Origin of the sequence: Dyadobacter sp. SG02 (assembly GCF_900109045.1) — a bacterium.
GTDB lineage: Bacteria > Bacteroidota > Bacteroidia > Cytophagales > Spirosomataceae > Dyadobacter.
The window spans coordinates 848,810-873,842 of sequence record NZ_FNYL01000001.1 but is presented as its reverse complement, the minus strand read 5'-3'; the positions used below and the strand labels follow the sequence as shown (position 1 = coordinate 873,842).

Annotated in this window: 23 protein-coding genes; 8 read left to right on the top strand and 15 right to left on the bottom strand. The window is 49.1% G+C overall.

Annotated features, from left to right (window positions below; all coding sequences use genetic code 11):
- Window positions 1-21: 21 nt before the first annotated feature.
- From BMW93_RS03625 to BMW93_RS03600, 6 genes are all read right to left on the bottom strand, one after another.
- A complete protein-coding gene (locus BMW93_RS03625) occupies window positions 22-792 on the bottom strand; it encodes a 3-ketoacyl-ACP reductase (RefSeq protein ID WP_090373797.1) in 771 nt (256 codons plus the stop codon).
- Window positions 789-1,934 carry a Gfo/Idh/MocA family protein gene (locus tag BMW93_RS03620; RefSeq protein ID WP_090373796.1) on the bottom strand — a complete coding sequence of 382 codons (1,146 nt, stop codon included), beginning with the start codon at window positions 1,932-1,934 and terminating at the stop codon, window positions 789-791. The genes BMW93_RS03625 and BMW93_RS03620 overlap by 4 nt, the downstream gene beginning before the upstream one ends.
- Window positions 1,935-1,939: 5 nt before the next feature.
- Window positions 1,940-2,764 carry a sugar phosphate isomerase/epimerase gene (locus BMW93_RS03615; protein ID WP_090373795.1) on the bottom strand — a complete coding sequence of 275 codons (825 nt, stop codon included), beginning with the start codon at window positions 2,762-2,764 and terminating at the stop codon, window positions 1,940-1,942.
- 135 nt (window positions 2,765-2,899) lie between these two features.
- Entirely contained in the window at window positions 2,900-4,282 is a 1,383-nt protein-coding gene (locus BMW93_RS03610; RefSeq protein ID WP_090373794.1) for a glycosyl hydrolase, read from the bottom strand.
- A 92-nt stretch (window positions 4,283-4,374) separates the two neighbouring features.
- Complete coding sequence (locus BMW93_RS03605) at window positions 4,375-5,358, bottom strand: AraC family transcriptional regulator (RefSeq protein ID WP_090373793.1); 984 nt, start codon at window positions 5,356-5,358, stop codon at window positions 4,375-4,377.
- 3 nt (window positions 5,359-5,361) lie between these two features.
- Complete coding sequence (locus BMW93_RS03600; protein WP_090373792.1) at window positions 5,362-5,916, bottom strand: DUF4126 domain-containing protein; 555 nt, start codon at window positions 5,914-5,916, stop codon at window positions 5,362-5,364.
- A 147-nt stretch (window positions 5,917-6,063) separates the two neighbouring features.
- Here BMW93_RS03600 and BMW93_RS03595 point away from each other — a divergent pair, with 147 nt between their 5' ends.
- Window positions 6,064-7,839, top strand: coding sequence for an ABC transporter ATP-binding protein (locus BMW93_RS03595; RefSeq protein ID WP_090373791.1), 1,776 nt, complete (start codon window positions 6,064-6,066; stop codon window positions 7,837-7,839).
- A gap of 58 nt (window positions 7,840-7,897) precedes the next feature.
- Here BMW93_RS03595 and BMW93_RS03590 read toward each other — a convergent pair whose 3' ends face one another.
- From BMW93_RS03590 to BMW93_RS03580, 3 genes are all read right to left on the bottom strand, one after another.
- Window positions 7,898-10,450, bottom strand: coding sequence for a penicillin-binding protein 1A (locus BMW93_RS03590; RefSeq protein ID WP_090373790.1), 2,553 nt, complete (start codon window positions 10,448-10,450; stop codon window positions 7,898-7,900).
- An 81-nt stretch (window positions 10,451-10,531) separates the two neighbouring features.
- Entirely contained in the window at window positions 10,532-10,927 is a 396-nt protein-coding gene (gene msrB / locus BMW93_RS03585) for a peptide-methionine (R)-S-oxide reductase MsrB (protein WP_090373789.1), read from the bottom strand.
- Between the two features lie 65 nt (window positions 10,928-10,992).
- Complete coding sequence (locus BMW93_RS03580; protein WP_090373788.1) at window positions 10,993-12,540, bottom strand: DUF5723 family protein; 1,548 nt, start codon at window positions 12,538-12,540, stop codon at window positions 10,993-10,995.
- Between the two features lie 317 nt (window positions 12,541-12,857).
- On the opposite strand from BMW93_RS03580, the gene BMW93_RS03575 reads away from it, so the two are divergent.
- Together BMW93_RS03575 and BMW93_RS03570 are read left to right on the top strand one after the other, a co-directional pair.
- Window positions 12,858-14,288 (top strand): circularly permuted type 2 ATP-grasp protein, encoded by a 1,431-nt coding sequence (locus BMW93_RS03575; RefSeq protein ID WP_090373787.1) that lies wholly within the window; start codon window positions 12,858-12,860, stop codon window positions 14,286-14,288.
- 114 nt (window positions 14,289-14,402) lie between these two features.
- Complete coding sequence (locus BMW93_RS03570) at window positions 14,403-15,134, top strand: esterase family protein (RefSeq protein ID WP_090373786.1); 732 nt, start codon at window positions 14,403-14,405, stop codon at window positions 15,132-15,134.
- Between the two features lie 71 nt (window positions 15,135-15,205).
- Here BMW93_RS03570 and pheS read toward each other — a convergent pair whose 3' ends face one another.
- Window positions 15,206-16,246: a phenylalanine--tRNA ligase subunit alpha gene (gene pheS / locus BMW93_RS03565; protein WP_090373785.1), complete on the bottom strand. Its 1,041-nt coding sequence runs from the start codon at window positions 16,244-16,246 to the stop codon at window positions 15,206-15,208.
- Between the two features lie 430 nt (window positions 16,247-16,676).
- On the opposite strand from pheS, the gene BMW93_RS03560 reads away from it, so the two are divergent.
- Window positions 16,677-16,994: a LytTR family DNA-binding domain-containing protein gene (locus BMW93_RS03560; protein ID WP_090373784.1), complete on the top strand. Its 318-nt coding sequence runs from the start codon at window positions 16,677-16,679 to the stop codon at window positions 16,992-16,994.
- A 104-nt stretch (window positions 16,995-17,098) separates the two neighbouring features.
- Here BMW93_RS03560 and BMW93_RS03555 read toward each other — a convergent pair whose 3' ends face one another.
- Window positions 17,099-17,812 carry a porin family protein gene (locus BMW93_RS03555; RefSeq protein ID WP_090373783.1) on the bottom strand — a complete coding sequence of 238 codons (714 nt, stop codon included), beginning with the start codon at window positions 17,810-17,812 and terminating at the stop codon, window positions 17,099-17,101.
- A 165-nt stretch (window positions 17,813-17,977) separates the two neighbouring features.
- Between BMW93_RS03555 and radA the strand changes: the two genes are divergently transcribed.
- A complete protein-coding gene (gene radA / locus BMW93_RS03550) occupies window positions 17,978-19,351 on the top strand; it encodes a DNA repair protein RadA (protein ID WP_090373782.1) in 1,374 nt (457 codons plus the stop codon).
- Window positions 19,352-19,366: 15 nt separating this feature from the next.
- On the opposite strand, the gene BMW93_RS03545 is transcribed toward radA, so the two are convergent.
- Window positions 19,367-20,281, bottom strand: a complete 915-nt coding sequence (locus tag BMW93_RS03545) for a DUF58 domain-containing protein (protein WP_090373781.1) — start codon at window positions 20,279-20,281, stop codon at window positions 19,367-19,369.
- A 14-nt stretch (window positions 20,282-20,295) separates the two neighbouring features.
- Window positions 20,296-20,715: a septal ring lytic transglycosylase RlpA family protein gene (locus tag BMW93_RS03540; RefSeq protein WP_229240173.1), complete on the bottom strand. Its 420-nt coding sequence runs from the start codon at window positions 20,713-20,715 to the stop codon at window positions 20,296-20,298.
- Window positions 20,716-20,985: 270 nt separating this feature from the next.
- Here BMW93_RS03540 and BMW93_RS03535 point away from each other — a divergent pair, with 270 nt between their 5' ends.
- Both BMW93_RS03535 and ychF read left to right on the top strand, forming a co-directional pair.
- Entirely contained in the window at window positions 20,986-21,333 is a 348-nt protein-coding gene (locus tag BMW93_RS03535) for a DUF3276 family protein (RefSeq protein ID WP_019942161.1), read from the top strand.
- A gap of 161 nt (window positions 21,334-21,494) precedes the next feature.
- Window positions 21,495-22,595 carry a redox-regulated ATPase YchF gene (ychF, locus tag BMW93_RS03530; protein WP_090373779.1) on the top strand — a complete coding sequence of 367 codons (1,101 nt, stop codon included), beginning with the start codon at window positions 21,495-21,497 and terminating at the stop codon, window positions 22,593-22,595.
- A 61-nt stretch (window positions 22,596-22,656) separates the two neighbouring features.
- Here the strand turns inward: ychF and BMW93_RS03525 are convergent, their stop codons facing one another.
- Together BMW93_RS03525 and BMW93_RS03520 are read right to left on the bottom strand one after the other, a co-directional pair.
- Window positions 22,657-23,052 (bottom strand): hypothetical protein, encoded by a 396-nt coding sequence (locus BMW93_RS03525; RefSeq protein WP_090373778.1) that lies wholly within the window; start codon window positions 23,050-23,052, stop codon window positions 22,657-22,659.
- A 12-nt stretch (window positions 23,053-23,064) separates the two neighbouring features.
- Window positions 23,065-24,345, bottom strand: a complete 1,281-nt coding sequence (locus tag BMW93_RS03520; protein WP_090373777.1) for a DUF5103 domain-containing protein — start codon at window positions 24,343-24,345, stop codon at window positions 23,065-23,067.
- 97 nt (window positions 24,346-24,442) lie between these two features.
- Between BMW93_RS03520 and BMW93_RS03515 the strand changes: the two genes are divergently transcribed.
- Complete coding sequence (locus tag BMW93_RS03515) at window positions 24,443-25,021, top strand: Uma2 family endonuclease (protein WP_090373776.1); 579 nt, start codon at window positions 24,443-24,445, stop codon at window positions 25,019-25,021.
- Window positions 25,022-25,033: the final 12 nt, after the last annotated feature.

The window sequence follows — 25,033 nt, the reverse complement described above, 5'->3', positions numbered from 1 at the left end:
TTAGGATGTTTAGTAGGTCGTTTAGAGCCTGTCAATCAGCATTCCGCCGTCTACGCCGATCACCTGGCCGGTGGAGTAGGGGAAATCGCCTCTCGTGAGCGATGCCACGGCTTTGCCGACGTCTTCGGGTGTGCCCCAGCGCGGTTGCAATGCAATGCCGCTCTGGAAGAGGTTGTCGTATTTCTCCTGTACTTTGGAAGTCATGTCGGTGGAAATAATACCCGGACGGATTTCGTAAACAGGAATGTTGTACTCGGCCATTCTCACCGCGAAAAGCAGGTTGGTCATTGCAAGCCCCGCTTTTGAAATACAATATTCACCGCGATTGATCGACGCTACGGTGGCTGAAATAGACGTTACGAAGATGATCGCCGCCTCAAATGCATGGTTATCCTGTTTCGCAGCCGCCATGCGTTTGCCGACGGCCTGGGTGAAAAAGAACGGGCCTTCGAGGTTGGTCGTCATCACTTCCTGGTAGTTCTCGACGGTCGTTTCGAGAATATCGAGCCTTACACGCGGCGCTATGCCGGCATTGTTGACGAGCAGGTTGATCTGCCCGAAAATGGAATAGGCTTTTTCGATAATAGTCTCGCGATCAGCCGCGCTGGCAATGCTTCCCTGGCAATAGGCCACTTCCGCACCCAGCTCGCGCAATTCATTGAGCGCATCGGCGGCGCCCGCCTCGTCGCGTACGCCGTTGATGGCCAGGTTATATCCTTCTTTGGCAAGGGCTTTGGCAATGCCAAAACCGATGCCACGACTCCCGCCGGTGATTAATGCCGTCTTTTTCATAGATCCTGCACGTCAACCCATTGGCGTTTCTCCCAGCTTTCGAGACCTTTTTCGGCGAGTTGCACGCCACGGGCGCCTGCTTTCAAATCCCACGGGAAAGGCGTGTCTTTTACTATATGTTTCAGGAACAGCTCCCATTGTGCCTTGAATGCATTGTCATAAATCTCCTGCTCGGGCACCTTCGACCAGCCATCGAAGAAGGGGATCGGTTGCGCGATGTCGGGGTTCCAAACCGGCTTTGGCGTGTTGCCATAATGCTGAACGTAGCAGTCGCGCAGACCGGCAACGGCCGAGCCGTGCGTTCCGTCCACTTGCAATGTGAGCAGGTCGTCGCGGCGTACGCGTACTGTCCAGGATGAATTGAAATGCGCGATTACATCGCCTTCCAGTTCAAATGTCGCATAGCAGGCGTCGTCGGCGGTACATTTATAGGTATTTCCATTCTCGTCCACGCGCTCGGGAATGTGCGTCGCGCCCAGGCAGGAAACGGCTTTTACATTGCCAAAAAGATTGTCGAGCACATATCGCCAGTGACAGAGCATATCCACGATAATGCCGCCGTCGTCTTCCTTGCGGTAGTTCCATGAAGGGCGCTGTGCCGGAATACTGGTTCCTTCGAAAACCCAGTAACCAAATTCGCCTCTTACCGAAAGGATTTTTCCGAAGAAGCCGGCTTCCATCAGTCTTTTCAATTTGACCAAACCTGGCAACCACAGCTTATCCTGCACTACACCGTTTTTCAAACCTGCTTTGGTAGCAAGATCATAGAGTTCCAATGCCTCCTCGGTAGTAGTACCGGTTGGTTTTTCACAATAAATATGCTTTCCAGCCTGTATGGCCTTCTTCACCGCCGCCGCACGACGACCGGTTACCTGCGCATCGAAATAGATCTGGTAATGGGGATCGGACATGACCGAATCCAGGTCGGTAGTGTATTTCTGAACGCCCGATTGCTTGCAAAGTGCTTGCAGCTTCGACTCATTGCGACCTACCAGGATCGGGTCGGGCATGATCACCTCGTCGGAAGATATCTTCACGCCGCCTTGCTCGATAATGGCTTTGATCGAACGCAGCAAATGCTGGTTGGTACCCATACGGCCGGTTACGCCGTTCATGATAATGCCAATGGTATGTGTTGTCATTGTTGTTATACGGTTTTGAGAAATGCTTCTGTTATTTCATTTAAAAACAAATGCTGGTCCTTCGCCCAATGGATATTCGAGAAAATCTCTACTTCGCAAAAGCCATCGAAACCCGTAGCTTCTACCCAGCCTCTGATTTTCTTCAAATCAATACATCCTTCACCCATTAAGCCGCGGTCATTTAAAAGATCGATGGTATTCACTTTCCAGTCGCAGACGTGGTAGGCAAGCAGGTTGCCATTTGCACCGCAGCGTGCGATCTCCTTTTCGAGGTCGCCGTCCCACCACAAATGGTACACATCCACCGCTACGCCTACAAACGGCGATTTGAAATACTCAGCCATATCATTGGCTTGCGCCATGGTATTAATGGCCGAACGGTCTGCGGCGTACATCGGGTGCAACGGCTCGATGGCCAGCTTTACGCCCAGTTTTTCAGCCAGTGGGAGAATGGCTGCAATGCCTTCGCGAATCTGGTCGCGGGAGGTTTCCAGCGACTGATCGGGAGAGGCACCACATACCAGGACGATCATCGGCGCTCCCAAAGCTGCGGCTTCTTCGAGGAGCTTGCGGTTATGATCGATCGCCTGCGCGCGTCCTGCGCTGCTGGTATGCGGGAAAAACCCGCCACGTACGTAAGAGACGATTTCCAGCCCGGCAGCCCGGATAATCTCGCCCGCGCGGTGCGGCCCGATCCCTTCCGTGGCATTCTGCCAGACGCTAATGCCTTTTACACCGGCAGCAGCATAGTTTTCCACCGCCTCCGAAAGCCCCCAGGGTTTGGTCGTAATGGTGTGGATACAGCACCGGTCGAGTGTTATGTTTTCCAATTCGGAGAAATGGTTATGGATTCTGATAACTTTTTTAAAAAAGAGTCGCTACTGTCAGCTACGAGCGCTGTCCGTATGTCATCCTGTGCGGACCGGGCCGCCGGGCGGTCTCGTCTGCTCAGGATGACTGTAACGTCACTTCACTGCACCCAGATAGGAGTAATAAGGCAGCCCCTTATTGATCCGGTGCAGGTAAAGGGCTACTTCTCTCGCATGGTAATCGCCCCACATGCTCGATTCGCCGCATGGGATCTTCTGGCCGGCGGGGATATTGTCCCAGCCATTCGGACGGTGGTAGATCGAATGCAGGATTAAACCCTGGTGCGTAGGATCAGTCGAGAGGTAAGGCTCCGCGAAAAGCGAATCCACGGCTGTGAGACCGGCCTGCCAGTAGCGATTCCCGGCTTCGCTTTGTCCTTTGTCATTCAAATACTTGCCTAAACGAAGCAGCCCTTGCGAGCCGATGGCCGCCGCCGAGCTGTCAATCGGTTCGAATTCGTTGTAAGGATCGGAAACCCGGGAAGTGTAATCTCCGAGTTTGTGTATTTGGGGAGCGCCGGTATCCCAGTAAGGAATACCGTCGGATGCCGTATTGGCAATGTAAAAATCACTGGTAGCTTGTGCCGCTTTGAGGTAAATGCGTTCGATTTCGGCACGGCCGCCTAGCGGTGCCAGTTCTTCGTCGGAGAAGCTGGCCAACGATTCGAGCTGTTCGGCGAACCCAACCATCGCCCATGCGAGGCCGCGCGTCCAGGTGGTGAAGCCCGAGAAGCCTTGCTGTGAATTGGGGCAGCGGTAATTTCCGTCGTTGGTATTGAATACGCTTTCATGCGCCGTACGGCCCCAAAGGTCGTAACTGTCGCGGCCTTCGCCGTAGTAAACCGAATAATTGGCCGTGGCAATGGAATGCAACGTTCCGCGTTCGAGCAGACTGGTTTTCAGGTCATTCTCGCCCATGTAGCTATGTCCGAGCAAATGCGAGACAATCAGCGCACGTACCGAGCGGATCGTATCCACAAACAAAGAGTGCGGCCCGTTGAAGGAATGGATAAAGCCCTGGCCATTTTTAATGGTAGTCCAGCGACGCGCCTGCACCGCTCCCGACACTTTCAAAGCGATTTCATAGAAGTTACGCTCCCATTCGTTTTCCGGGATAACACCTTCGTTCATCAGGCGCAGGAGATTGCCGTAAGTACTCACATTGTTGAAACCATGATCGTGTACGCCGAAATGTCCCACGTGCGAAGCCATGGATTGTACAGTGTTCTTGCGGGCGCTCGCGAGGTAACTTTCGTCACGGGTTGCGTCGAATTGCAGTACTTCGGCCCCATACTGAAAGCCCTGCGTCCATTCCGTCCAGCCGCGAAGGGTATACTTTCCATTTACCGTGAAAACCGGGGTTCCTTTCGAGTTGTCGTACTCTTTATTAATGAGCTTGATTTTCTCGCCGGAAACCTCCCAGAACCGGTCGATTTTAGATTGAAGTGAAGCGGCCGTCAGTTCGTTTTTTATCTGCATAACTTATATCAATAGTATTATTTAGCCATTTTAATTTTGGATAATACAAAGATATTTGCAGCAAAAAGCGATAGCAAGGTACAAATTTGCTATTAAATGGTACTTTTCCGAACATGCTCGCGGTACTCGGCGGGAGTAAGCCCGGTTTTCTTTTTGAAGATACGGCTGAAATAGGAGGGGTCGTCCATATGAATGTGGTAGGCGATTTCTTTGCTGCTTAGGTTAGAGAATACCAGGAGCCGTTTGGCTTCAAGCAGCAGCTTGTCGAGAATGTATTCCTGGCAGGAGATACCGAGGTGTTTTTTGATGATTTTACTTAAATAATCGGGTGTAACCGATAGCTGGGCGGCATATTGCTGCACTTCATGCATTTGCCTGAAATTCTTCTCCACCAGTTCCTGAAAGCGCCCTGCTAGTTCTGGTACGCTCAATGCAGACGATTCGGCAGGCTGGGCATTGTGTTGGGTCAGGAAGGCGCATTTTTGTAATAGCAATCCCAAATACCGTCCGATGAGCGTTTGGTCTGTTTCAGCATTCAAATGGTCGGTGACCATGTTTTCGAGGATATTGTGGAAGTAATGCTTGTCGCCGTCGGACAGCGTGATGATCGGTTGCCTGCGCGCCGGTTGGAAGAATGGCAGCTGCGAAAGCGACGGGTTCATCGGATTATAAAATGTGTAAAAGTCCTCCGAAAACGCGACGATATACCCTTGAAAAGAACTTGAAAACGTAAGCAAATGCACTTGGCCGGGCGTCAGAAAATGCAGTCCGGCACCCTGGATATTATAAGAATGAAAGTCGATTTCGTGAAAACCTTGCCCTTCTTCGATGAACAGGATCTCGTAATAGGTGTGCCGGTGCGGCGCGTCGGTCGGGAGGGGGGTAATGGGCAGGGACACGGGACCCGACTGGATAGTCCCGGACTGGACGGTCCCCGACTGGATAGTCCCGGACTGGATAGTCCCGTCCTTTTGCACCTCGGCACTGTTTTTAAACCTGAAAATCTTTAATGCGGGTACCTGGCTGGGTGTTTTTGGAAGCGAATGGACCGGGATTGCATCAGACACGAAAACCATGCATCAAGACTTTTTCAAATTCGTTAATCGTTTCAAAAGCCACACAGCCAGCAAAACTACCAGTGCCAGGGCGATTACAGGCAGAAATACCGCAAGACCTGAGAGCCCGAACGACGCCACATTCTCAGCGGTTGAAACCACAGGATTGCCGATACCCGCCGTTGTCTTGGACGAAAGCAACCGCAAAATACCCGTACCTGCCTGCACCAATCCGGCTGTACCGCCGCCAAGGATGAGCCCTAACCCCCAATGCAGCATTGGATTATCAATATCGATGAATGATGTAGTGAGCAATGTTCCGGCAACCACGGCCGCGGGCGTAGCAACGGTATCGAGCAGGTTGTCGACGAACGGAATGTAATAGGCGGCTATTTCCAGCAATGTTGCCGTGCCCAATGCGAAGAATGCCGTCCAGGTGCTCAGCCACCCGAATTGCTCACCCGGCGTGATCCAGCCGTTCATAGCGGCGACATTCGCGACCAGCATGGGCAGGAATATCCTGAAACCGCAGCTCGCGCTCAGCCCTATTCCCAGACATAAACTCAGAAACAGCTCCATTTTGACGATATCGAGGCTTTGAAACGTTAATGTAGTGTATTTGAAAAAGATATGTGCCGATTGGCAGATTTTTTATCCCCTCTGTGACATTTTCTACCTTTGCATTGTTGATCCAAGACAACCACTGTATTACCTAATAGCTACCCGGTGAACCAGGAAACCAAAAGCGGCCAGATATTCGATCTTCCCACCCTAAGGCGTCTATACACATTCGTTCGACCTTACCAGAAGCAGTTTTACCTGCTCATTGCCATCATATTGCTCAATGCGGTACTGGCGCCGTTGACGCCCCTGCTGATCAAGTACACGATCGATACACCTATTGCCAATGGCGACTACTCGCAATTGACGGTAATGCTCGTTGTCATGTTGGTTGTAACGGTTTTGCAGGGCATCGCCCAGTTTTGGAACACCTATATGTCGGGCTGGCTCGGGCAGTACATTATCCGCGATATCCGCGTGCAGCTCTACCAGAAGATTATCGGTTTGAGGCTCAAATTCTTTGATAATACCCCCATCGGCCGGTTGGTAACCCGTACCATTTCGGACGTCGAAACGCTGTCCAACGTGTTCAGCGACGGTATGGCAGCCATTGCCGGGGATATTCTGCAACTGGTACTGATCATCGCCGTGATGTTCTACACCGACTGGAAGCTCTCGATCATCAGTCTTTCGATGATCCCGCTGATGCTTTTCTGTACTTATGTTTTCAAGGAAAAGATCAAGGATTCGTTCAACGAAGTGCGCGCGGCTGTTTCCAATCTTAATGCATTCGTGCAGGAACACATCACCGGAATGGGGATCGTGCAGATTTTCAGCAGCGAGGACATTGAATTCAAGAAATTCAGAGAGATTAACAAGGTGCACCGCAATGCGAACATACGGTCTATTCTATACTACTCGGTTTATTATCCGGTGGCGGACGTGATCGCGGCGGCGGGTACTGGTCTGGTGGTTTGGTATGGTTCGAAGCAAATTTTGGGGGCAGAGATCACGTTCGGTACGGTTACGGCGTTTGTGATGTTTATCAACCTTTTCTTCCGTCCGATCCGCCAGCTCGCCGACCGTTTCAATACACTGCAAATGGGGATCGTCAGTACCGACCGCATTCTTAAACTGCTAGACAGCGATGAATATACTTCCAATGAAGGCACATTTGCGCCGGAATCGATTAAGGGTAATGTGGAATTCAAGCATGTGTGGTTCGCTTATAATGATGAAGAATACGTTTTAAGGGATATTAATTTTAAAGTAAAAGAAGGGGAGACCATTGCCTTCGTGGGCGCAACCGGGGCCGGGAAATCGTCGATTATCAACCTGCTCACGCGTTTGTACGAGATTAATAAAGGAAATATCTACGTCGATGGTGTAGAAGTGCATGATTATGAGCTGAATGCATTGCGCAAGCACATCGGGGTGGTATTGCAGGATGTTTTCCTTTTCTCAGATACCATTGAAAACAATATCCGGCTTGGTGATGAGAGTATTACCCGCGAAAAGATTGTAGAAGCCGCAAAACTGGTGGGTGTACATGATTTTATCGAGCGCTTGCCCGGCGGCTATACTTATAATGTAATGGAACGCGGCGCGACGCTCTCGGTAGGGCAGCGGCAGCTCATTTCCTTCGTACGCGCAATGGTGCACGAGCCGAAGATCATCGTGCTCGATGAGGCAACATCGTCCGTGGATAGCGAAACGGAGGAACTGATCCAGCATGCGATAGAAAACCTGATGCACGGCCGCACGGCTATTGTGATTGCGCACCGGTTATCGACGATCCAGGAGGCGGATAAAATTATTGTGGTAGATAAAGGAAGGATCGTGGAGGAAGGCAACCACGAGCAATTGCTGGAAAAGGATGGGGCATATGCGAATCTTTACCGGATTCAGTACAAGGAGGTGCATAAGATTGGGACGATGTAAAAACAGCCTGACATGATCCAACAAAAATCCCTGACACTTTCCAATGCCAGGGATTTTTTTAGTTTCTCTTCCCGGTATCCAGAGGTATCGGTGGAGGTCCGATCAGGAAATCGTCTTCCTCATTCCGTTTGGCCGGCGTACTGTCGCCTTCTATTCCCAGCGAATCGCTTACAGCCGGCGCCCATTGGGTAGGGCAGTTGTATGTTTTGGCTATTTTAAAGCTCGGTTTCGGGAATGGGCCCGGTTCTATGGATTTGTCTTTATAAACCTTTTCAAGGAATGCTCCTACAATTGGCAATGCAGTTTTGGCCCCTTCGCCGAGGTTGGTCGTCCGGAAGTGGATACTGCGATCGTCGCCACCTACCCAGGCGCCCACAACGAGGTCGCGCGTGACGCACATGAACCAGCCGTCGGAGTTATTGGAAGTGGTTCCGGTTTTGCCGCCCAGCTCGTTACCATTCAGCGTTACATTGAACCTCCACCGGATACTTCCCGAAGTGCCGCCTCCTTCTTCCACGCCGGCACGCAGCATTTGCAGCATCAAAAACGCTGATTCTTCACTGATCGCCTGACGGTGCTCCGGCTGGAACTCTTCGATCACCTTCCCATTGCTATCCTCGATCTTGGTTACGAGAATGGGCTGGGTGTAAGTACCATTGTTTGCAAAAACGCCATAAGCCGCCACCATATCGTAAAGCGACACGTCGAATGGCCCCAGGCCGATCGAAGGAACAGGTTTCAAAGGTGTGGTAATACCCATTTTTTTGGCATAACGAACCACATTTGCCGCGCCTACCTGGTCGGTGAGTTCTGCCGTTACCGAGTTAATGGACTGTGCCAATGCCCGGCGGAGGGTCATAGGGGCATATGTGTAAGATCCGGTTGCGTTTCGGGGTTTCCAGATTTTCTCTTCACCGTCTTCCTCGTAGGTTTTCTCAAACGGCTTGTCCACGATCTCGTCGCAAGGGTTCATGTTAAATGAAGAGTCGTCAATCGCGGTCGTGTACACGAACGGCTTGAATGTCGAGCCCGGCTGACGTTTGCCCTGCTTAACTGCATCGTATTTGAAATAGTTGTAATCTAAACCACCCACCCAGGCCTTAATCTGCCCGGTTTGCGGGTTCATAGCCATCATACCGGCACGAAGAATACGCTTGTAGTAATCGAGGGAATCCATGGAACTCCAGTACTTCTTCATTTCTCCGCTGTTTTTCCAATCATAGACGGCCATGGTGTCCTTCTTATTGAGGTAATAGGTCACGCTGTCAGGATTGTTCGGGAATTTAGCGGCAAGCGACTTGTATTTGCTGGTCCGCCTCACGACAGTAGGAAGGAAATCGGTGATTTCGTTGCCGTCCTCGTCGCGCCAGGGATTCTGGTTACGCCAGTGATCTTCGAAAATGCGTTGCAACTGCTTCATTTTCTGGGTCATGGCTTCTTCCGCGTCTTCCTGCATGCGCGAGTCGATGGTGGTGTAGATTTTCAAGCCATCGGTATAAAGGTCATAGCCATTCTCGTCCCCCCATTTTTTAACAAAATCAACCACCGCATTCTTGAAATAATTGGCATTGCCATCGTACGGAGTTTCGAACTTGGTTTTCAGCTCAATTGGTAATGCGCTGATCGAATCGGCCTGTTTGGCATTCAGGTAACCATATTTACGCATCTGATCGATCACCACATTGCGGCGTTCGAGCGAACGTTTCATATTGCGGATCGGGTTGTAAGTCGTGGTCGCTTTTTGCAAACCCACAAGCACCGCAGATTCCTGCACGTTCAGGCTGTCTGGCGATTTGCTGAAATACGACTTGGCGGCTGTGTTGATGCCGTAAGTATTATTCCCATAATCGACCGTGTTGAAATACATGGTCAGGATTTCCTCTTTAGTAAAATTCCTTTCCAGTTTAATGGCCGTGAGCCATTCCTTGGTCTTGTAAATCAAAGTACTCACGCCCGGAACGTAGCCTAGCAATCCACGTGCACCCGATTTACGGGTTTTAAAAAGCTTTTTAGCTAGCTGCTGGGTAATGGTGCTACCCCCGCCACGATCCGTAGCGCCGGTGACGATCCCCCAGGCCACGCTGGCCATCGCCTTGTAATCGATACCCGAATGCCGGTAGAAACGGGCATCTTCGGTAGCGATCAATGCTTTGACAAGGTTTGGAGAAATCTGTTTGTAAGGAACGGGCGTCCGGTTCTCCGTGTAGAATTTGCCGATCATGATGCCGTCGGCAGTATAAATTTCCGAGGATTGCGCCACTTTCGGGTTTTGCAAATCTTCCACGCTCGGCATGCTGCCCATCAGCCAGAGGAAATTGGTTTCCACACAGAAAATATAGAGGGCAAATGCTACAATCCCGTAAACCATCGTTTTCCAGAGTGTTACGAGAGGGCGGTAATATCTCGAATTCACATCCACCCTGTCCTCCCACCAGCCGCGCACCGACTTTTTGTTCTGCCGGTAAGAGTGAAAGAGCTCGTCGGCCTTAGGTTTGCCGGTTACAAGCGAGGTAATTCTATAAGCAATCCTGTTGATGAGTGTGGCGAGTCGCGTCCGGATTGACCGGAAAAGCGTTCTGATTGTGGTAAAAAACGATCGGATAACTTCCATCAAACGTTTTGGTTCGTAATGTGTCAAAGATAAGAAAAGCCGGATAGATATGATTCAATCCGGCTTTTTCTGAGATTTATTCTATTCAGCTTTGTGAAATTTCAATGCAGCGCCGTTCATGCAGTAACGAAGTCCGGTTGGTTTGGGGCCGTCGTTGAAAACGTGCCCGAGATGTCCGCCGCAGGTCCGGCAAACCACTTCGGTGCGGATCATGCCGTGCGTTTTGTCAACAATTTCTTCTACATTGTCTTTGGCTACCGGCATAAAAAAGCTCGGCCATCCCGAACCTGAATCGTATTTTGCCTCCGAACTGAAAAGTGGCGTCCCGCACGCCGCACACACGTAGGTGCCCTCTTCTTTATTGTCATTATAAGGATGCGAAAACGGCCGCTCGGTGCCTTTATCAAACAGAACGAAGCATTGCTGGCCGGTAAGCTCCTGCTGCCATTCTTCTCTGGATTTTTGTACTTCTCTCATGGATTTATTTTTTAGGAATGGTCTGAAAAATCGTACCATATCCTGTCATAACGTTGAAGGAAAATTTATCGTTTAGAAAAAATGCGGCGAAGCCATGAATCCTGTGGCGGCCAGCATTGGTTCTGAGATTCGGGTGGTCTGCGGAACAGCCCGCCGGAAATGCCGAAATACAGGTTGAATGATCGTGGGTTACCGATATTTAATAACCCGGTAAGATGGTCGGTACCAAGCCAGAGCGGACCGATGCGTCCTGCAAGCCCGATCGCCGGCGAGCGGTAGCGGTTCATGAGCGATAGCGGTACCGATATTTCGTACCATTTATGTTCGTAACGCGGCGTAACGCCGATGTAGGATTCAGCCTTCATGCCAAATGCGCCTTGCGGGATCAGGTTTTGCACCCAAAGACCATTGACATACACATTAGGTTTTACATTGTAATCCACACTCGCCTGGAATGCCGTCGGTAGCATCGATTTGAAGTTCGGCGCGATAGGTTGCCCGCCATCCAGAGACGAGTTGATCGCATTGAAAATGCCTTCGGAACCTTTCAGTTTTTGGAATGTGTCGTAACGGAATTCCTTGTTTGTCGTGTGGGTTTCCTGTTGCAGGATGTAGGCCGGGTTGTTGAAATGCACACGGCCAATGTCTGTCAGTGAAACGGCTATGCGGTACAGGTATTTGTTTTTAGACGCGTCGCGCTTGCGTTCGCCTCTTTCGCGGTACGTGGCTTTGTGCACATCGGGCCGGTATTCGTAAACTGCCCCGAGGTCGAAGCCCCAGCCGCTTCCGGGAGGCGCGCCGCCGAAGAGCCAGGCAGGAGATGGCTTGACGTTCTGGAAACCTTCGTCGCGTGTGAGCGCATAGCGCACATTGATTTCATTTACATTAATATACTGCCGCTTATTTTCCCAGACAGGGTCGGGCTGGATGTCGTAGGACGAATTCTCGATAATGGCGTGAGCATTGTAAAGGCCGATGAGCCTTTTGACTGTGAAACCCACTTTGAGGTAATCGGTCTCATTGTCGAAAACGGTGCCGCCGAGCGTAATCGCTATCTCGCCTAAACCATTCACGTGCAGCTGGCCCGACTGGTTTTCATAAACCTGACCTTGTATGTCCTTAAACTGCGTCGTCTTGCTAATCAACCGCGCCATGGGCTCGGTTACCTGAGTCATGTTCAGGATATAGCGTGCCCGCGACGAAATTCCCACACCAATGCGCCCTTTGAACATATTGAACATAATAGAAGGCAGGCGCGTATCGCCGCCGGCGTTCATATACTTTTTGTTGCCGTTCAACTTCTCGCCCAGGTAGGCGCGAGGGAACAGCAGCATGCCCCGTTCGTTGTGGTACTTATCCGGTACGGTGTTGGTAATCAGGCTCAGGAATGAGTAAGGCGCTTCGTATTTGACGTGGTTGTTGGCTGTATAAAACTGCGTGCCGACGAGGTTTACATATACGCTGTAACGGCTGTCGGCCACAAAAGCCGGATTGTGGTATAATGCATTCGTTCCGGCAAAATTGCTCATGGCCGTGCCCGGCAAATGCTGGGCTTGGACGTTGATGGTTAATCCGCAGACCAGTCCTAATATGGATAACCAGCTTTTTTGCATAGGGAACGAGATTCGGTAGGGGTGGCCGACAATTATCAGGTTACAAAGAAAACGCTAACGGCACTGACTTGCAACATTGTTTACTGATTGGGTAAAGAATATTCCATAACGTTTGGCGGCACGATTTTAATACGGAGGAGATGCAGAAAAGGTTGCTCCCGGCGGAACTTGTCGCGCTCAGTGGTTTAGGCTTTTTCCGGGAACGGAAAGCCGAGATTGCTTGTCGATGGCTGTTGGTATTTGTTTTGGTAATTCATACATTGACCATATATTGTTCTGTGAACTATCGGTATTGACTTATTCAAATTTTGAATTGTATGAATTTTTCATTTTCTAATTATCAAATAGAAAATTTCTTCGATGAGATGTTTACCCCGGAGGGTGAAATACGTCCGGGGTATGAACATTTAAAGAATAAATTTGAAAACCTGACACACGAAGATCTGACGAACCGGCAACTAGCCACCGAGCGAGCGCTGTTATCGATGGGTATTACATTCAATGTGTATTCCGAAGGCGAAGGTACCGAGCGCATTATGCCGATCGACATTATTCCGAGGGTGCTGTCGAATGCGGAGTGGGAGTGGCTTGAAAAAGGCTTGAAACAGCGGATCAAGGCATTGAATATGTTCATCGACGACGTTTACAATGACCAGAATATATTGAATGACGGCGTAGTGCCGCGCGAGTTGATCGAATCGAGTAAATGCTTTCTCAAACCCTGCATAGGCCTGAAACCGCCGAAAGGCATCTGGTGCCACATCACGGGTACTGACCTCATTAAGGGTGATGACGGCACATTTATGGTGCTCGAAGACAACCTGCGCTGCCCATCCGGTGTTTCTTATATGCTGGAAAACAGGGAGTTGTCGAAGCAAATCTTCCCCGATGTGCTCGCGCGCACGGGTGTGAGGCCGGTATCCGATTACCCGACGCGCCTGCTGCAAATGCTGCAACATCTCGCCGACCGCCCTAACCCGACAGTAGCGGTACTGACGCCCGGCATTTATAACTCGGCCTATTTCGAGCATTCGTACCTCGCCCAGCAAATGGGTGTGGAACTCGTAGATGCACGGGATCTCGTAGTTTCGGATGGGTATGTTAAAATGCGGACGACGAATGGTTTGCAGATCGTGGATGTAATCTACCGGCGGATCGACGATACTTTCATGGACCCGGAATCATTCCGTGAGGATTCGTTGATCGGCATCCCAGGTATTTTTGAAGTGTATAAAAAAGGACGCGTGGCGTTGGCCAATGCGCCTGGAACGGGCGTGGCCGACGACAAGGTAGTGTATGCTTATGTACCACGCATTATCAAGTACTACCTGGGCGAGGAGGCGATTATTCCAAACGTGAAGACCTATATCTGCGGCGAAGAGGACGATATGAATTACGTTCTTGAGAATATATCACAATTGGTTGTAAAAGAAGCTAATGAGGCCGGCGGTTATGGAATGCTCATCGGGCCGAAGGCGACGGAAGAAGAACACGAACTTTTCCGGCAAAAAATAAAGGACAATCCGCGGAATTATATTGCCCAACCAACGATTTCACTATCAAGGGTGCCTTGTATGGTCGATGCACACGCCGAGGGGCGGCATGTAGATCTCCGGCCTTACATATTATATGGTGACGATATCAGCGTGATCCCTGGCGGGCTTACCCGTGTAGCGTTGCGTAAGGGATCGCTTGTGGTGAATTCGTCGCAGGGTGGCGGAGGAAAAGACACCTGGGTATTGTATTAAGTTATCATTAACAGTTACTGGCAGTCTGTTCATGATAACGGTTTATGTGTTTTTTTGATAAACCTTGTTTGAACTGCCTGAAAATGAATAGTCAGTAACTTAAATGATTCAACAATGCAACGCCATATAACCGGATGGTTCAGTCCGGCGCTTAACAAGGAAATGGAGGTTGCCGTTTACGGACATTATGGAGTTGCCCTCCTGCTGATTCCGACAGCGGCATCCGATTACCTCGAATACGAACGGAATGGATTGATCGACGCGATCGGGCCTTATATCTATTCCGGAAAGGTGAAAGTTTATTGCATCAACAGCATTAATGCCGAAAGCTGGCTAAACCCGCATATGCACGGCTATGACAAAGCCGTGCGGCATCAGGCTTTCAACGATTACGTGATTAAAGAGGTGATACCGTTTATTAAGGAGGATACCAGCCCTACCAACGAAATCATCGCCGTGGGTGCATCTTTCGGCGCATTGCATGCCGCCAACTTGTTTTTCAAACACCCCGATTACATTCACGGCGTGATTGCAATGAGTGGCTGTTACGACCTGAGCGTGTATACCGACGGTTATTACGACGATAATGTGTATTTCAACTCGCCGGTACATTACCTGCCGAACCTGAAAGCGGAATGGCATTTGTCGATGTACCGCGATAGTCGCCACATTCATTTCATCACGGGTTCGGGCGCGTACGAGGTGCCGGATTATTCGAGGCATATCTCCTCGATCCTGGCCTCCAAGAATGTGCCGCACGAACTGGATATATGGGGGAGCGATATTCCCCACGAATGGTGGGCATGGAAAAAAATGCTTCCTTATTATCTCGAAACACGGTTTTGATGGTTTGTTTAAAAAGTAAATGCCCTGAAATGATGACATTTCAGGGCATTTACTTTTTATAGTATTTCAAATCAGGCGCCTTCGAATTGCCGCAGGAACCTGACGTCATTTTCTGTGAACAAACGGAGGTCGTTGATACCGTACCGCAGCATCGTAATCCGCTCGATGCCCATTCCGAACGCAAAACCGGTATACTCTTCGCTGTCGATGCCGCAATTTTCCAATACATTCGGGTCCACCATACCGGAGCCGGCGATCTCCACCCAGCCGGTGTGTTTGCAAACATTACAGCCCGACCCTCCACAAATAAAGCAGGAAACGTCGATTTCAGCGCTGGGCTCCGTAAAAGGGAAGTAGGATGGGCGGAGGCGGATTTTGGAATCCTTGCCGAACATCTCCTTCGCGAAATGATATAACGTATCTTTTAGATCTTTGAAACTCACATTCTTATCCACATAAAGGCCTTCTACCTGGTGGAAAACGCAATGCGCGCGGGCTGAGATCGCTTCATTTCGGAATACACGACCGGGCATAATGGACCGGATCGGTGGTTTCTGGCGCTCCATCAGGCGCACCTGCACGTTGGATGTGTGCGTACGCAGAAGGACGTCGTCTTTCACATCGCCTTCACTTTTGGAAATAAAGAAGGTATCCTGCATTTCACGCGCCGGGTGGTTATCGGCAAAGTTCAACGCACTGAAATTATACCAATCCTTTTCGATCTCCGGCCCGTAAGACACATTGAAGCCCATGCGCTCGAAGATTTCGATGATCCTCCGGCGAACGATAGTTAGCGGGTGAAGGCTTCCCTGCAAGTTGGGGGTTACAGGCAAAGTCAGGTCGATCAGCATTTCAGGATTGCTGTCTGTCGAGTTTTCCAGTGCTGTCTGAAAATCCTGAAAACGTGATTGTGCCAGGTTTTTCAGCGTATTCAGTTCTTGTCCGACAGCCCGACGATCTTCCTGGGGGATATTTTTGAGGTTATCAAAAAGCTCGGTTACCGCGCCTTTTTTACTGATATATTTCAACCTGAAAGCTTCCAGCTGCTCCTTATTGCTGACGGTTGCCTGTTCGATTTCAGAAACTAACTCCTTTACCCGCTCGGTAATCATAAAAGCTTGTTGTTATTGGTGATTTATGCCGTGTTTTCTGCGGCGTGAGCCCCGTTTGGAGGGCTCCGAAATTCCTGCAAAGATAACGAAAGTTAGTTCGCAGGCGGAAGCGAAATGGTGCAGTTACGTCTATTGGGCTGGTTTATTAGAAAAGTCCATGTTTTCGGGACTACGTAAAATTACGCATTTTACTAAGTTCGCTTACGTCATTTGATATATTATCTATTTGTTAAATATATGATTTACAAATAGTTAAATACGGGTGCGTACTTTTACGTATTTCGTGAACACTACGCAATGTGCTAATTTTGAAACAAGAAATCACAACAATATTAGCGTAGTTACCATGAAAAATTTTCCAAGCTTTACTCGCCCCAACCTGTCAGAGAGATCATACAACGACAGTCGTTCTTATATTTCGGTCCAATCGATGGGAAGAACGATCTTTTTGACGCCCGACGTAATCACCTTCCTTGAAGGTGAAGGAAACTACACATTCATATATACGAACAACGGTAAGAAATACCTGGTTTCGAAAACGTTGAAGTCTCTTGCAGAGCAGTTGAGCTCTAAATTCCTGCGCGTTCACAAATCATACCTCGTTAATGCCGATTACGTGGTAGAGCGTATGGAAGACGATCGCATGTTAAGACTGTCATGCGGCAAAGAAGTAGTCGTATCGCGCAGAAAAATCAAAGAGGTATCCGGTCTTCTTGACCACTCGAACCTCATCCGCATCAGCGCATAAAAGACATTTTGGTGAATTAAATTAGTGGGTTATTCATAAAAACAGCAGCCATCGCTCGATCGAAGGCTGCTCGTTTTGTTTATGGCCAATTCACTCATTCAAAATTAAAAAAGCTTCAACCCCAGCGTCACTTGCCAGGAGGTCACTTTTTGCTTTACGGAACCGCCTGCTGCCTGCTGGCCACTTACCTGGAACGACGCCAGGTTGGTGAATGACCCTTCTTTTCTTACGTCCAAACTGAAATTCCCCAGATCCAGGCCGGCGCCGAGCTGGTAACCGAACGTAGCTTCGGACATAGCGTTGTTCAAATCGGAAGTGTAATATCTAAATGCATCGCGCAAACGCTGGTTATCACCGATGCGGAAGGATGTCACCGGCCCGGCGAGAATGCGGAACGGACCGCCTTTCAGACCGATCAACAATGGGACGTCGATATTACTGTATTTGATATTGACAGTTTTTTCAACCGGTATTTCCTGATCGTTCTGGATTATTTTGAACGAACCGCCTTTTGTAGAAACCAAAACCTCCGGCTGAATGAACAACGTTTTGCCGAAGCGCAACCAGACACCCCCTACCGCACCGGTTCTTGTGTTGAAACTCTCTTTTAGGTTGTCGCGAACCTCTTTGCCGTCATACCCCAGATACGGATTTCCCTGATCATCGTAACGTGTCGTGAAAACGTCGCCCATGGTAAGCCGCGACAAATTCACTCCTCCCTTGATACCAAACGCAAAACCTTTTTTCTGGGCCTGCACATTTGAGAATGCGAAAATGCAGAGCAAACAGGCACAGGCCACTTTTGTCAGGATGTTCATGGATAATATGATTTTTTAAGTAAAACAGGTTAATAACGCCAATTTGCAAAAAACTATACCCATCCCAGATTTTTTTTGATTTTATGGCCGAAACATGCAAATATTGGATTAATATCGTCTGAATTACGTTAGTCACCAACAGGATATAAATTAGACTATTCGAGTATGGCCAAAGCCAAGACGGCATATTTTTGTCAGGAATGTGGGTATAATTCGCCAAAATGGGTCGGCAGATGTCCGTCCTGCGGGGAGTGGAATACATTCGTACAAGAGGTTATAGAAAAGGACGACAAGAAAACAGCGGTGTCGTGGAAATCGGTGAATCTGGCGAACCGGCCGCGGGCAATTGCCGAAATTGTCTACGAAAATGAACCACGCATCCGCACATTCGATGAGGAACTGAACCGCGTACTTGGTGGAGGTATCGTGCCGGGTTCGCTTGTGCTTATCGGCGGTGAGCCGGGAATAGGGAAGTCGACACTGATGCTGCAAATCGCATTGACGCTTTCCAACAAAAAGGTACTTTACGTTTCGGGAGAGGAATCTGAGGCGCAAATTAAAATGCGCGCGGAACGGATGGCGGCGAAAAGCGACAATTGCTTTATCCTCACCGATACCCAAACCCAGAATATTTTCAGGCAAATAGAAGACTTCCAACCCGAAGTTCTGATTGTCGACTCCATTCAAACCATGCAATCGACCTACATCGAGTCGGGCGCGGGTAGCGTGTCGCAGGTGCGCGAATGCACGGCGGAGTTTATGAAGTATGCCAAAGAAATGGGTGTTCCGGTGTTTTTAATAGGTCATATTACCAAAGACGGCTCACTTGCGGGCCCGAAAGTGCTGGAACATATGGTGGATACCGTCCTGCAATTCGAAGGCGACCGGCACAATACTTACCGGATACTCCGGACGATGAAGAACCGATTTGGAAGTACTTCCGAGCTTGGTATCTATGAAATGCAGGGAAACGGCCTCCGCCAGGTGAGTAATCCTTCGGAAATTCTCATCTCCCAGCGCGATGAACCGGTAAGCGGCGTTGCGATCGGTTCGATGATGGAGGGGAACCGGCCGTTGCTGGTCGAAATACAGTCGTTGGTAAGCGTAGCTACCTATGGAACGCCGCAACGGAGCAGTACCGGCTTCGATGCAAAGCGTCTGCAAATGTTGCTGGCTGTGCTCGAAAAGAGGGGTGGTTTCCGTTTGGGCGTCCAGGATGTATTTTTGAATGTGGCTGGTGGTTTGAAAGTGGAAGATCCAGCGATTGACCTGGCTGTGATTGCCTCACTGGTTTCTTCTTATGAGGATAAATTCATTCCACCATCGGTATGCTTTGCGGCGGAAGTAGGCTTAGGAGGTGAAGTACGGGCCGTAAACCGCATTGATAGCAGAATTTCGGAGTCGGAAAAGCTGGGTTTCAAAAAGATTTACATTTCAAAATACAACAGTAAAGGACTGGATTTGAAAAAGGGGAAAATCGAGGTGATACCCGTTGCGCATCTGGACGAGCTGTTTATGTCGCTCTTTCTGAATCAATAGGCTGATTTCAAGCGTCTAACGCATTTTAGAATGCTTCACCAGGTAAGCGAGCAGTACGGGATCGAAGCCTTTGGCAATATCCGCCTCGATGAAATCGATCTTGTATTGCCCGCATTTCAGTTTCAGCTTCTGATAAAAATCACCTACAAACTGCTGGTACGACTCGCGCACCTGGTCGGGCTGGACTTTGATCTTTTCCCCCGTTTCGAGGTCGACAAATTCGTATGGACGATTCTCGAATGCAAAATTCTCTTCCGTTTTCCGGTCGGTGACGTGGAAGAGCAGTACCTCATGCAAATTATGCCGCAAATGCTGTAACGCGGAGAAAATCTTGTCGGCTTCTTCGATATTGTCGAACATGTCGCTGAAAATGACCACGAGCGAACGCTTATGAATCTTTTCGGCGATCTGGTGCAGGACGTCGGCTACCGAGGTTTTCAGTAAGGGGCGGTTGGTTTGCAGCTGTTGTTCCAGTTCGAGCATGATCTTGTGCACATGCGAAGGTGTGGACTTCACTGCGGTCTGTATTTCAATTTGTTCCGCAAATGTGCATAGGCTCACGGCGTCTTTTTGCCGTTGCAATAAGTAGGTAAGGCTCGCGGCAGCCATGACGCTGAACGTCATTTTGCCATAGTTGTCTTCCGGGTAATACATGGAAGACGACGCATCGAGCAGGATATGACAGCGAAGGTTGGTTTCTTCTTCGTAACGTTTGACGTAAAGCCGGTCGGTTTTGGCAAATACCTTCCAGTCGATATTACGCGTGGATTCCCCCGTATTGTACAGCTGATGTTCGGCAAATTCGACTGAAAAGCCGTGAAAAGGAGATTTGTGAAGACCGGTGATGAAACCTTCTACCAACTGTTTTGCAAGAAATTCCAGGTTTCCGAATTCTCTGACTTTGGCCAGATCCAGTTGGCGGACACTCATGTTAGCATCAAGGCTTACTTTCTCATGGAAATGACTTTACCCGATTTCGGGTCGATTTCTTCACTGGGTGACAAGAGCACCATTCCTTCCATTCCTACAACCCGCACGGAAACATTGGCTACACCTTTGGCGAGAATGCCCAGCAGGCGGGCCGCTTCCTTACTGAGGTCAATCACACGGTGCTTTGAAAACGGGCCACGATCGTTGACTCTCACAATCACTTTTTCGTCGTTGTCCAGATTCGTCACCTCGAGCATGGTATTGAGCGGATAGCTCCGATGGGCGGCCAGCAGCTCACTGCTTTTATGTACTTCCCCGAATGAGGTTTTCCTGCCGTGGAACCGCGCCGAGTAGTAAGAGGCGTTTCCGGTTTCCGTTTTGCCGAGTTTTACCTGTGCAATGGCTTCGGGTAACAGCGCGACAAACGCTAACATGGTGAGAATCAGAATCCGACGATAAGTCATTTTTCTGGATTTAGGTGAAACATAATAAGGTAAAAGTCCCTTATCTCATATCTTCCTTTGGTATTTCAGATCAATTTTAAAACCCACGAATTTCAAAACTAGTAAAAAGATCTAAACAAACCAGCAAAAGTTGCACATAATTTGAGTGCGGCTGCTCGGCTTGCTTGTAACCTTCTATCAACAAATTGCTAATATGTTCCGGTTTTTTTGGAAGCAGCAATAAACTTTATATTTTAGCGTTTGGAAACCTATTTAAAACTAAACATAGTGGAAGACAGAGAGCAAATCTACTCCAAAAGGGTCAGGGCGGGAAAAAGGACTTACTTCTTCGATGTTCGCTCTACGCGATCTAACGATTACTATCTTACCATCACAGAAAGCCGTCGCCACCCTCAGGGAGACGGATTTACCTATGAAAAACACAAGATGTTTTTGTACAAGGAGGACTTCGACAAGTTCGTGGAGGCATTGAAAGAAGCGGTGGATCATGTGAAAACAGAACTGATGCCAGAGGTTGACTTCTCACAATTCGAATCCAAAGGAGACGAGGTGGACGTAGTAGGAGAGTCGGACCTTAAGTGGGATTAAGAAATTCAGATATTAAGTAGAAGCCTTCGCAATTGATTACGAAGGCTTTTGGTTTTTGTACCTGCTAAATAGTAATTTTGCGAAAATTATTATTCAGCAGGCGGGCATGCTTTGCTTTCCAGGCAGGTATGAGGCCGCCGTTCACTGCTTACCATTCATATATGAGTCTTCAATGTGGGATTGTCGGATTGCCGAACGTTGGGAAATCCACCCTTTTTAATGCCATTTCTACCGGCAAAGCCGAAGCTGCCAATTATCCTTTTTGCACCATAGAGCCCAATGTGGGCGTTGTGACCGTTCCTGACGAGCGGCTGGATACTCTTACCAAGCTGGTTAGTCCTCAAAAAGTGATCCCTACGATCATCGAGTTCGTGGATATCGCGGGCCTCGTGAAAGGCGCTAGCCAGGGAGCGGGGTTGGGTAACAAATTTTTGGCCAATATCCGTGAAGTAGATGCGATCGTACACGTGGTGCGCTGCTTCTCGGACGACAATGTCGTGCACGTGGAAGGCCGCGTCGATCCTGTTTTCGATAAAGAAATCATCGATGCGGAGTTGCAGTTGAAAGACCTTGAATCGATCGAGAAGAAAATACAGAAGACGGAAAAAGGTGCCCGCGCGGGCGATGCGAAAGCGAAAGCGGAACTCGAATGGCTGAAAAAATATAAATCTACGCTGGAAGAAGGTAAAAACGCCAGGGCCGTTGAGATCGATGCGGAAACGAAAGAATCCGTTATCGGCGACCTGCAATTGCTGACAGCGAAGCCGGTACTTTATGTGGCTAACGTGGATGAAGGTTCGATGCTGACGGGCAATGAGTATTCTGAAAAGCTCCGCGAAGCCGTAAAGCACGAGGGAGCGGACGTAATCGTACTTTGCGCAGCCATCGAATCTCAGATATCGGAAATAGAAGACCCGGAAGAGCATGAAATGTTCCTCGGCGAATACGGATTGGAGGAATCAGGTTTGAGCAAGCTGATCAAAGCATCTTATGCGCTTTTGAACCTCATTACCTATTTCACGGCCGGTGTAAAAGAAGTACGCGCATGGACAATTGTGAAAGGATGGAAGGCGCCGCAGGCCGCGGGTGTAATCCACAGCGACTTTGAAAAGGGTTTTATCCGTGCGGAGGTGATTAAAATTGCCGATTACGAGCAGTATAAGACAGAGCCTGCTGTGAAAGAAGCTGGTAAAATGGCTGTGGAAGGAAAAGAATACGTGGTTGCAGACGGCGACATTATGCACTTCCGTTTCAACGTGTAGTGCTTGCCAACGTCATTCAGATATAGAAAGAGCGGCCTCGTGCCGCTCTTTGTGTTATTAATTAATCCTCATAATAGTCCGGAGCGTCCTTGTGGATGACTGCTCGAAGCGTTTTGGCCATATGCAGAATGGTATCGACTTTGTAATGCGCTTTCTTTAAAATCTCCGGATTGTGTCCTTCATTGATCAGCTGCATAAACATTTCGCGCAGAAACACCAGATCGTCTATATTCTTCGAGAAATCCTCAACAATATACATCTGAAAGCCTCGGTCGTCCAGCTGCGGGAAATATAGGACCAGGTAAAGGTCGGTTTGCATGTAGAAACTGATCACGTGGCTTGCCTCAAAATTGACAGGCATTTCATCATGATCCACCAGGCAATCGACGATGTAATTCTCGTTGTTGGTGATTGAGAGGTTAGTGGTGAGGTAGACGCTGTCTGCTGATGATTTCATAACGTTAAGTGGTTAACGCCGCCGGTTCCATTCCACAGTGCGGTAGCCGACAAGCAGGTCGGCACGGCTGGCAGGCGGACGGTGGTAGATCAATATATCGTAGTCGTTCTCGGTAGCGGCGAAATTTCCTTCAATAGAAGACTCATCAGGCTTCTGATTGCCTTTAACCACGGTGTAGTCATAGTTGATAACCCCCTGTTTCATCATCATTTCGACCTGGTATGCCTGTGCTGTGGCATCGTAAGTCATTTTGTTGCGGTCAGTCAGTTGCCAAAGGTTGAAAGCGCCATTTACATAATATGTGGCGCCGGGCTCCTCCTCTGTTTTTAATGTAAATACCACCGGCGTGTAATCGGCCTCGACGCTTCCGCGACCCGATTCACGCTGATCAACGATGTATTGGCCGTTAAAATCGTCGATTTGTATGTAAGGTACATGCGCTCGCGACTTGTCGGGGAATAGAAAGAGCTTTGTGAACTCGTCCGTCCGCTCGATCTCATTTACGCCGTAACCACGACCGGTAAGCGAGCGACTGTCGAAGTAACGAAATTCATTTCCTCCCTGGAAAGTGTTTTCGAGATCGAAAAAGGTGTATTCAAGAAGCTGATCAAACGGGCGTACGTTGGTCGGTTTATAATTCGTCTTGGCCTGGTCCCAGCGGAAGTTCTTGCGGATAACCACTTTCAAATCAGTTTGCGGTGCATTGAGCTGATAGCCTTTGTAATCCACCGAAAAATCGATCTGCTGGTCCGAGAACTGCTGCTCGATCCCCTGGGAAAAGCGGGCTTGTGCAGTGATGTTCACGCGCGGTTGATAATGCATAAAGCGCCGGCTGCACATTAGTTTTCTGTCTCGGTCGGAAAACACATAGATTACATAATTCCCTGGCAACTTCAATTTGGGCAACTCTAATCGGTAATGCGTGTAAGGCACCTTGGTGCTGAACGACTGGTCGTAGGTATTGATCGGATATTCATTGAACTCGTAGGTGAATTCAATATCGTTCAGATTGGATTTGGTCCAATCGGCATTGCAATGGATGATTTTTGCGCGGTAACCCTCGGGTTGGCCGGTCATGTCGTCAAATTCCAGCACCAGCGGCGCGGGATTACCCAGCGGCGTAATGGGGGGCGTGAGCAGACGGGTAGGGTTTTCAGGATCGTCCAGGGCCGGGTACAACAGCACGGTCTTGATTTTGTCCTGATAAATAAAATCTTCCAGGCGAAGCCCTTGCGGCTGCGCGTAAGCGTGTGTGCAAAAGAGAAAAAGGGCTATCAGCAGTACTAAACGCATCTCGGGATTTTTAAATGGAAACGTAACTTTTTACTGTAAGGTACATAGAGTTTGGAAAAGGTGATTTGAACATTATTAACTATTTTTGATTAGAACCATGACAGCAGTAGCGATCAAAATGTACACGGAACAGGAATATCTTGAACTGGAACGCGCCGCGGAGTACAAGAGCGAGTACTATCGTGGGGAGATTTTTGCGATGTCGGGAGCCAGCCGGTATCACAACCGGATTACGGAGAATTTGTCGATTGAGATTGGTGGTTTCCTTAAAGGGAAGTCCTGCCAAAGCTTTTCCCGTGATATGCGTGTCCATATTCCGGAAAATACGCTGTATACCTATCCCGATCTGTTGATCGTCTGCGATAAACCGGAGTTTCGGGATAAGGAATTTGACACATTGCTCAATCCTTCGGTGATTATCGAGGTACTTTCACCCAGCACAGAAGGTTATGACCAGGGAAAGAAATTTCATCTGTACCGGAGCCTTCGGACACTCGCAGAATATGTACTGATCGATTCTCAGGAGATCCGGGCTGAGGTGTACCGAAAAGGAAGCAATGGTAAGTGGACCCTGGCGTCGGAAGCGGCTGATCTGGAAGGCAGTATTGAAATTAGCCATATCGGGCTAACATTAACAATGGCAGACGTCTACGCGCAAATTGAAGATTTGGGTTGACAAAAAAAGGGA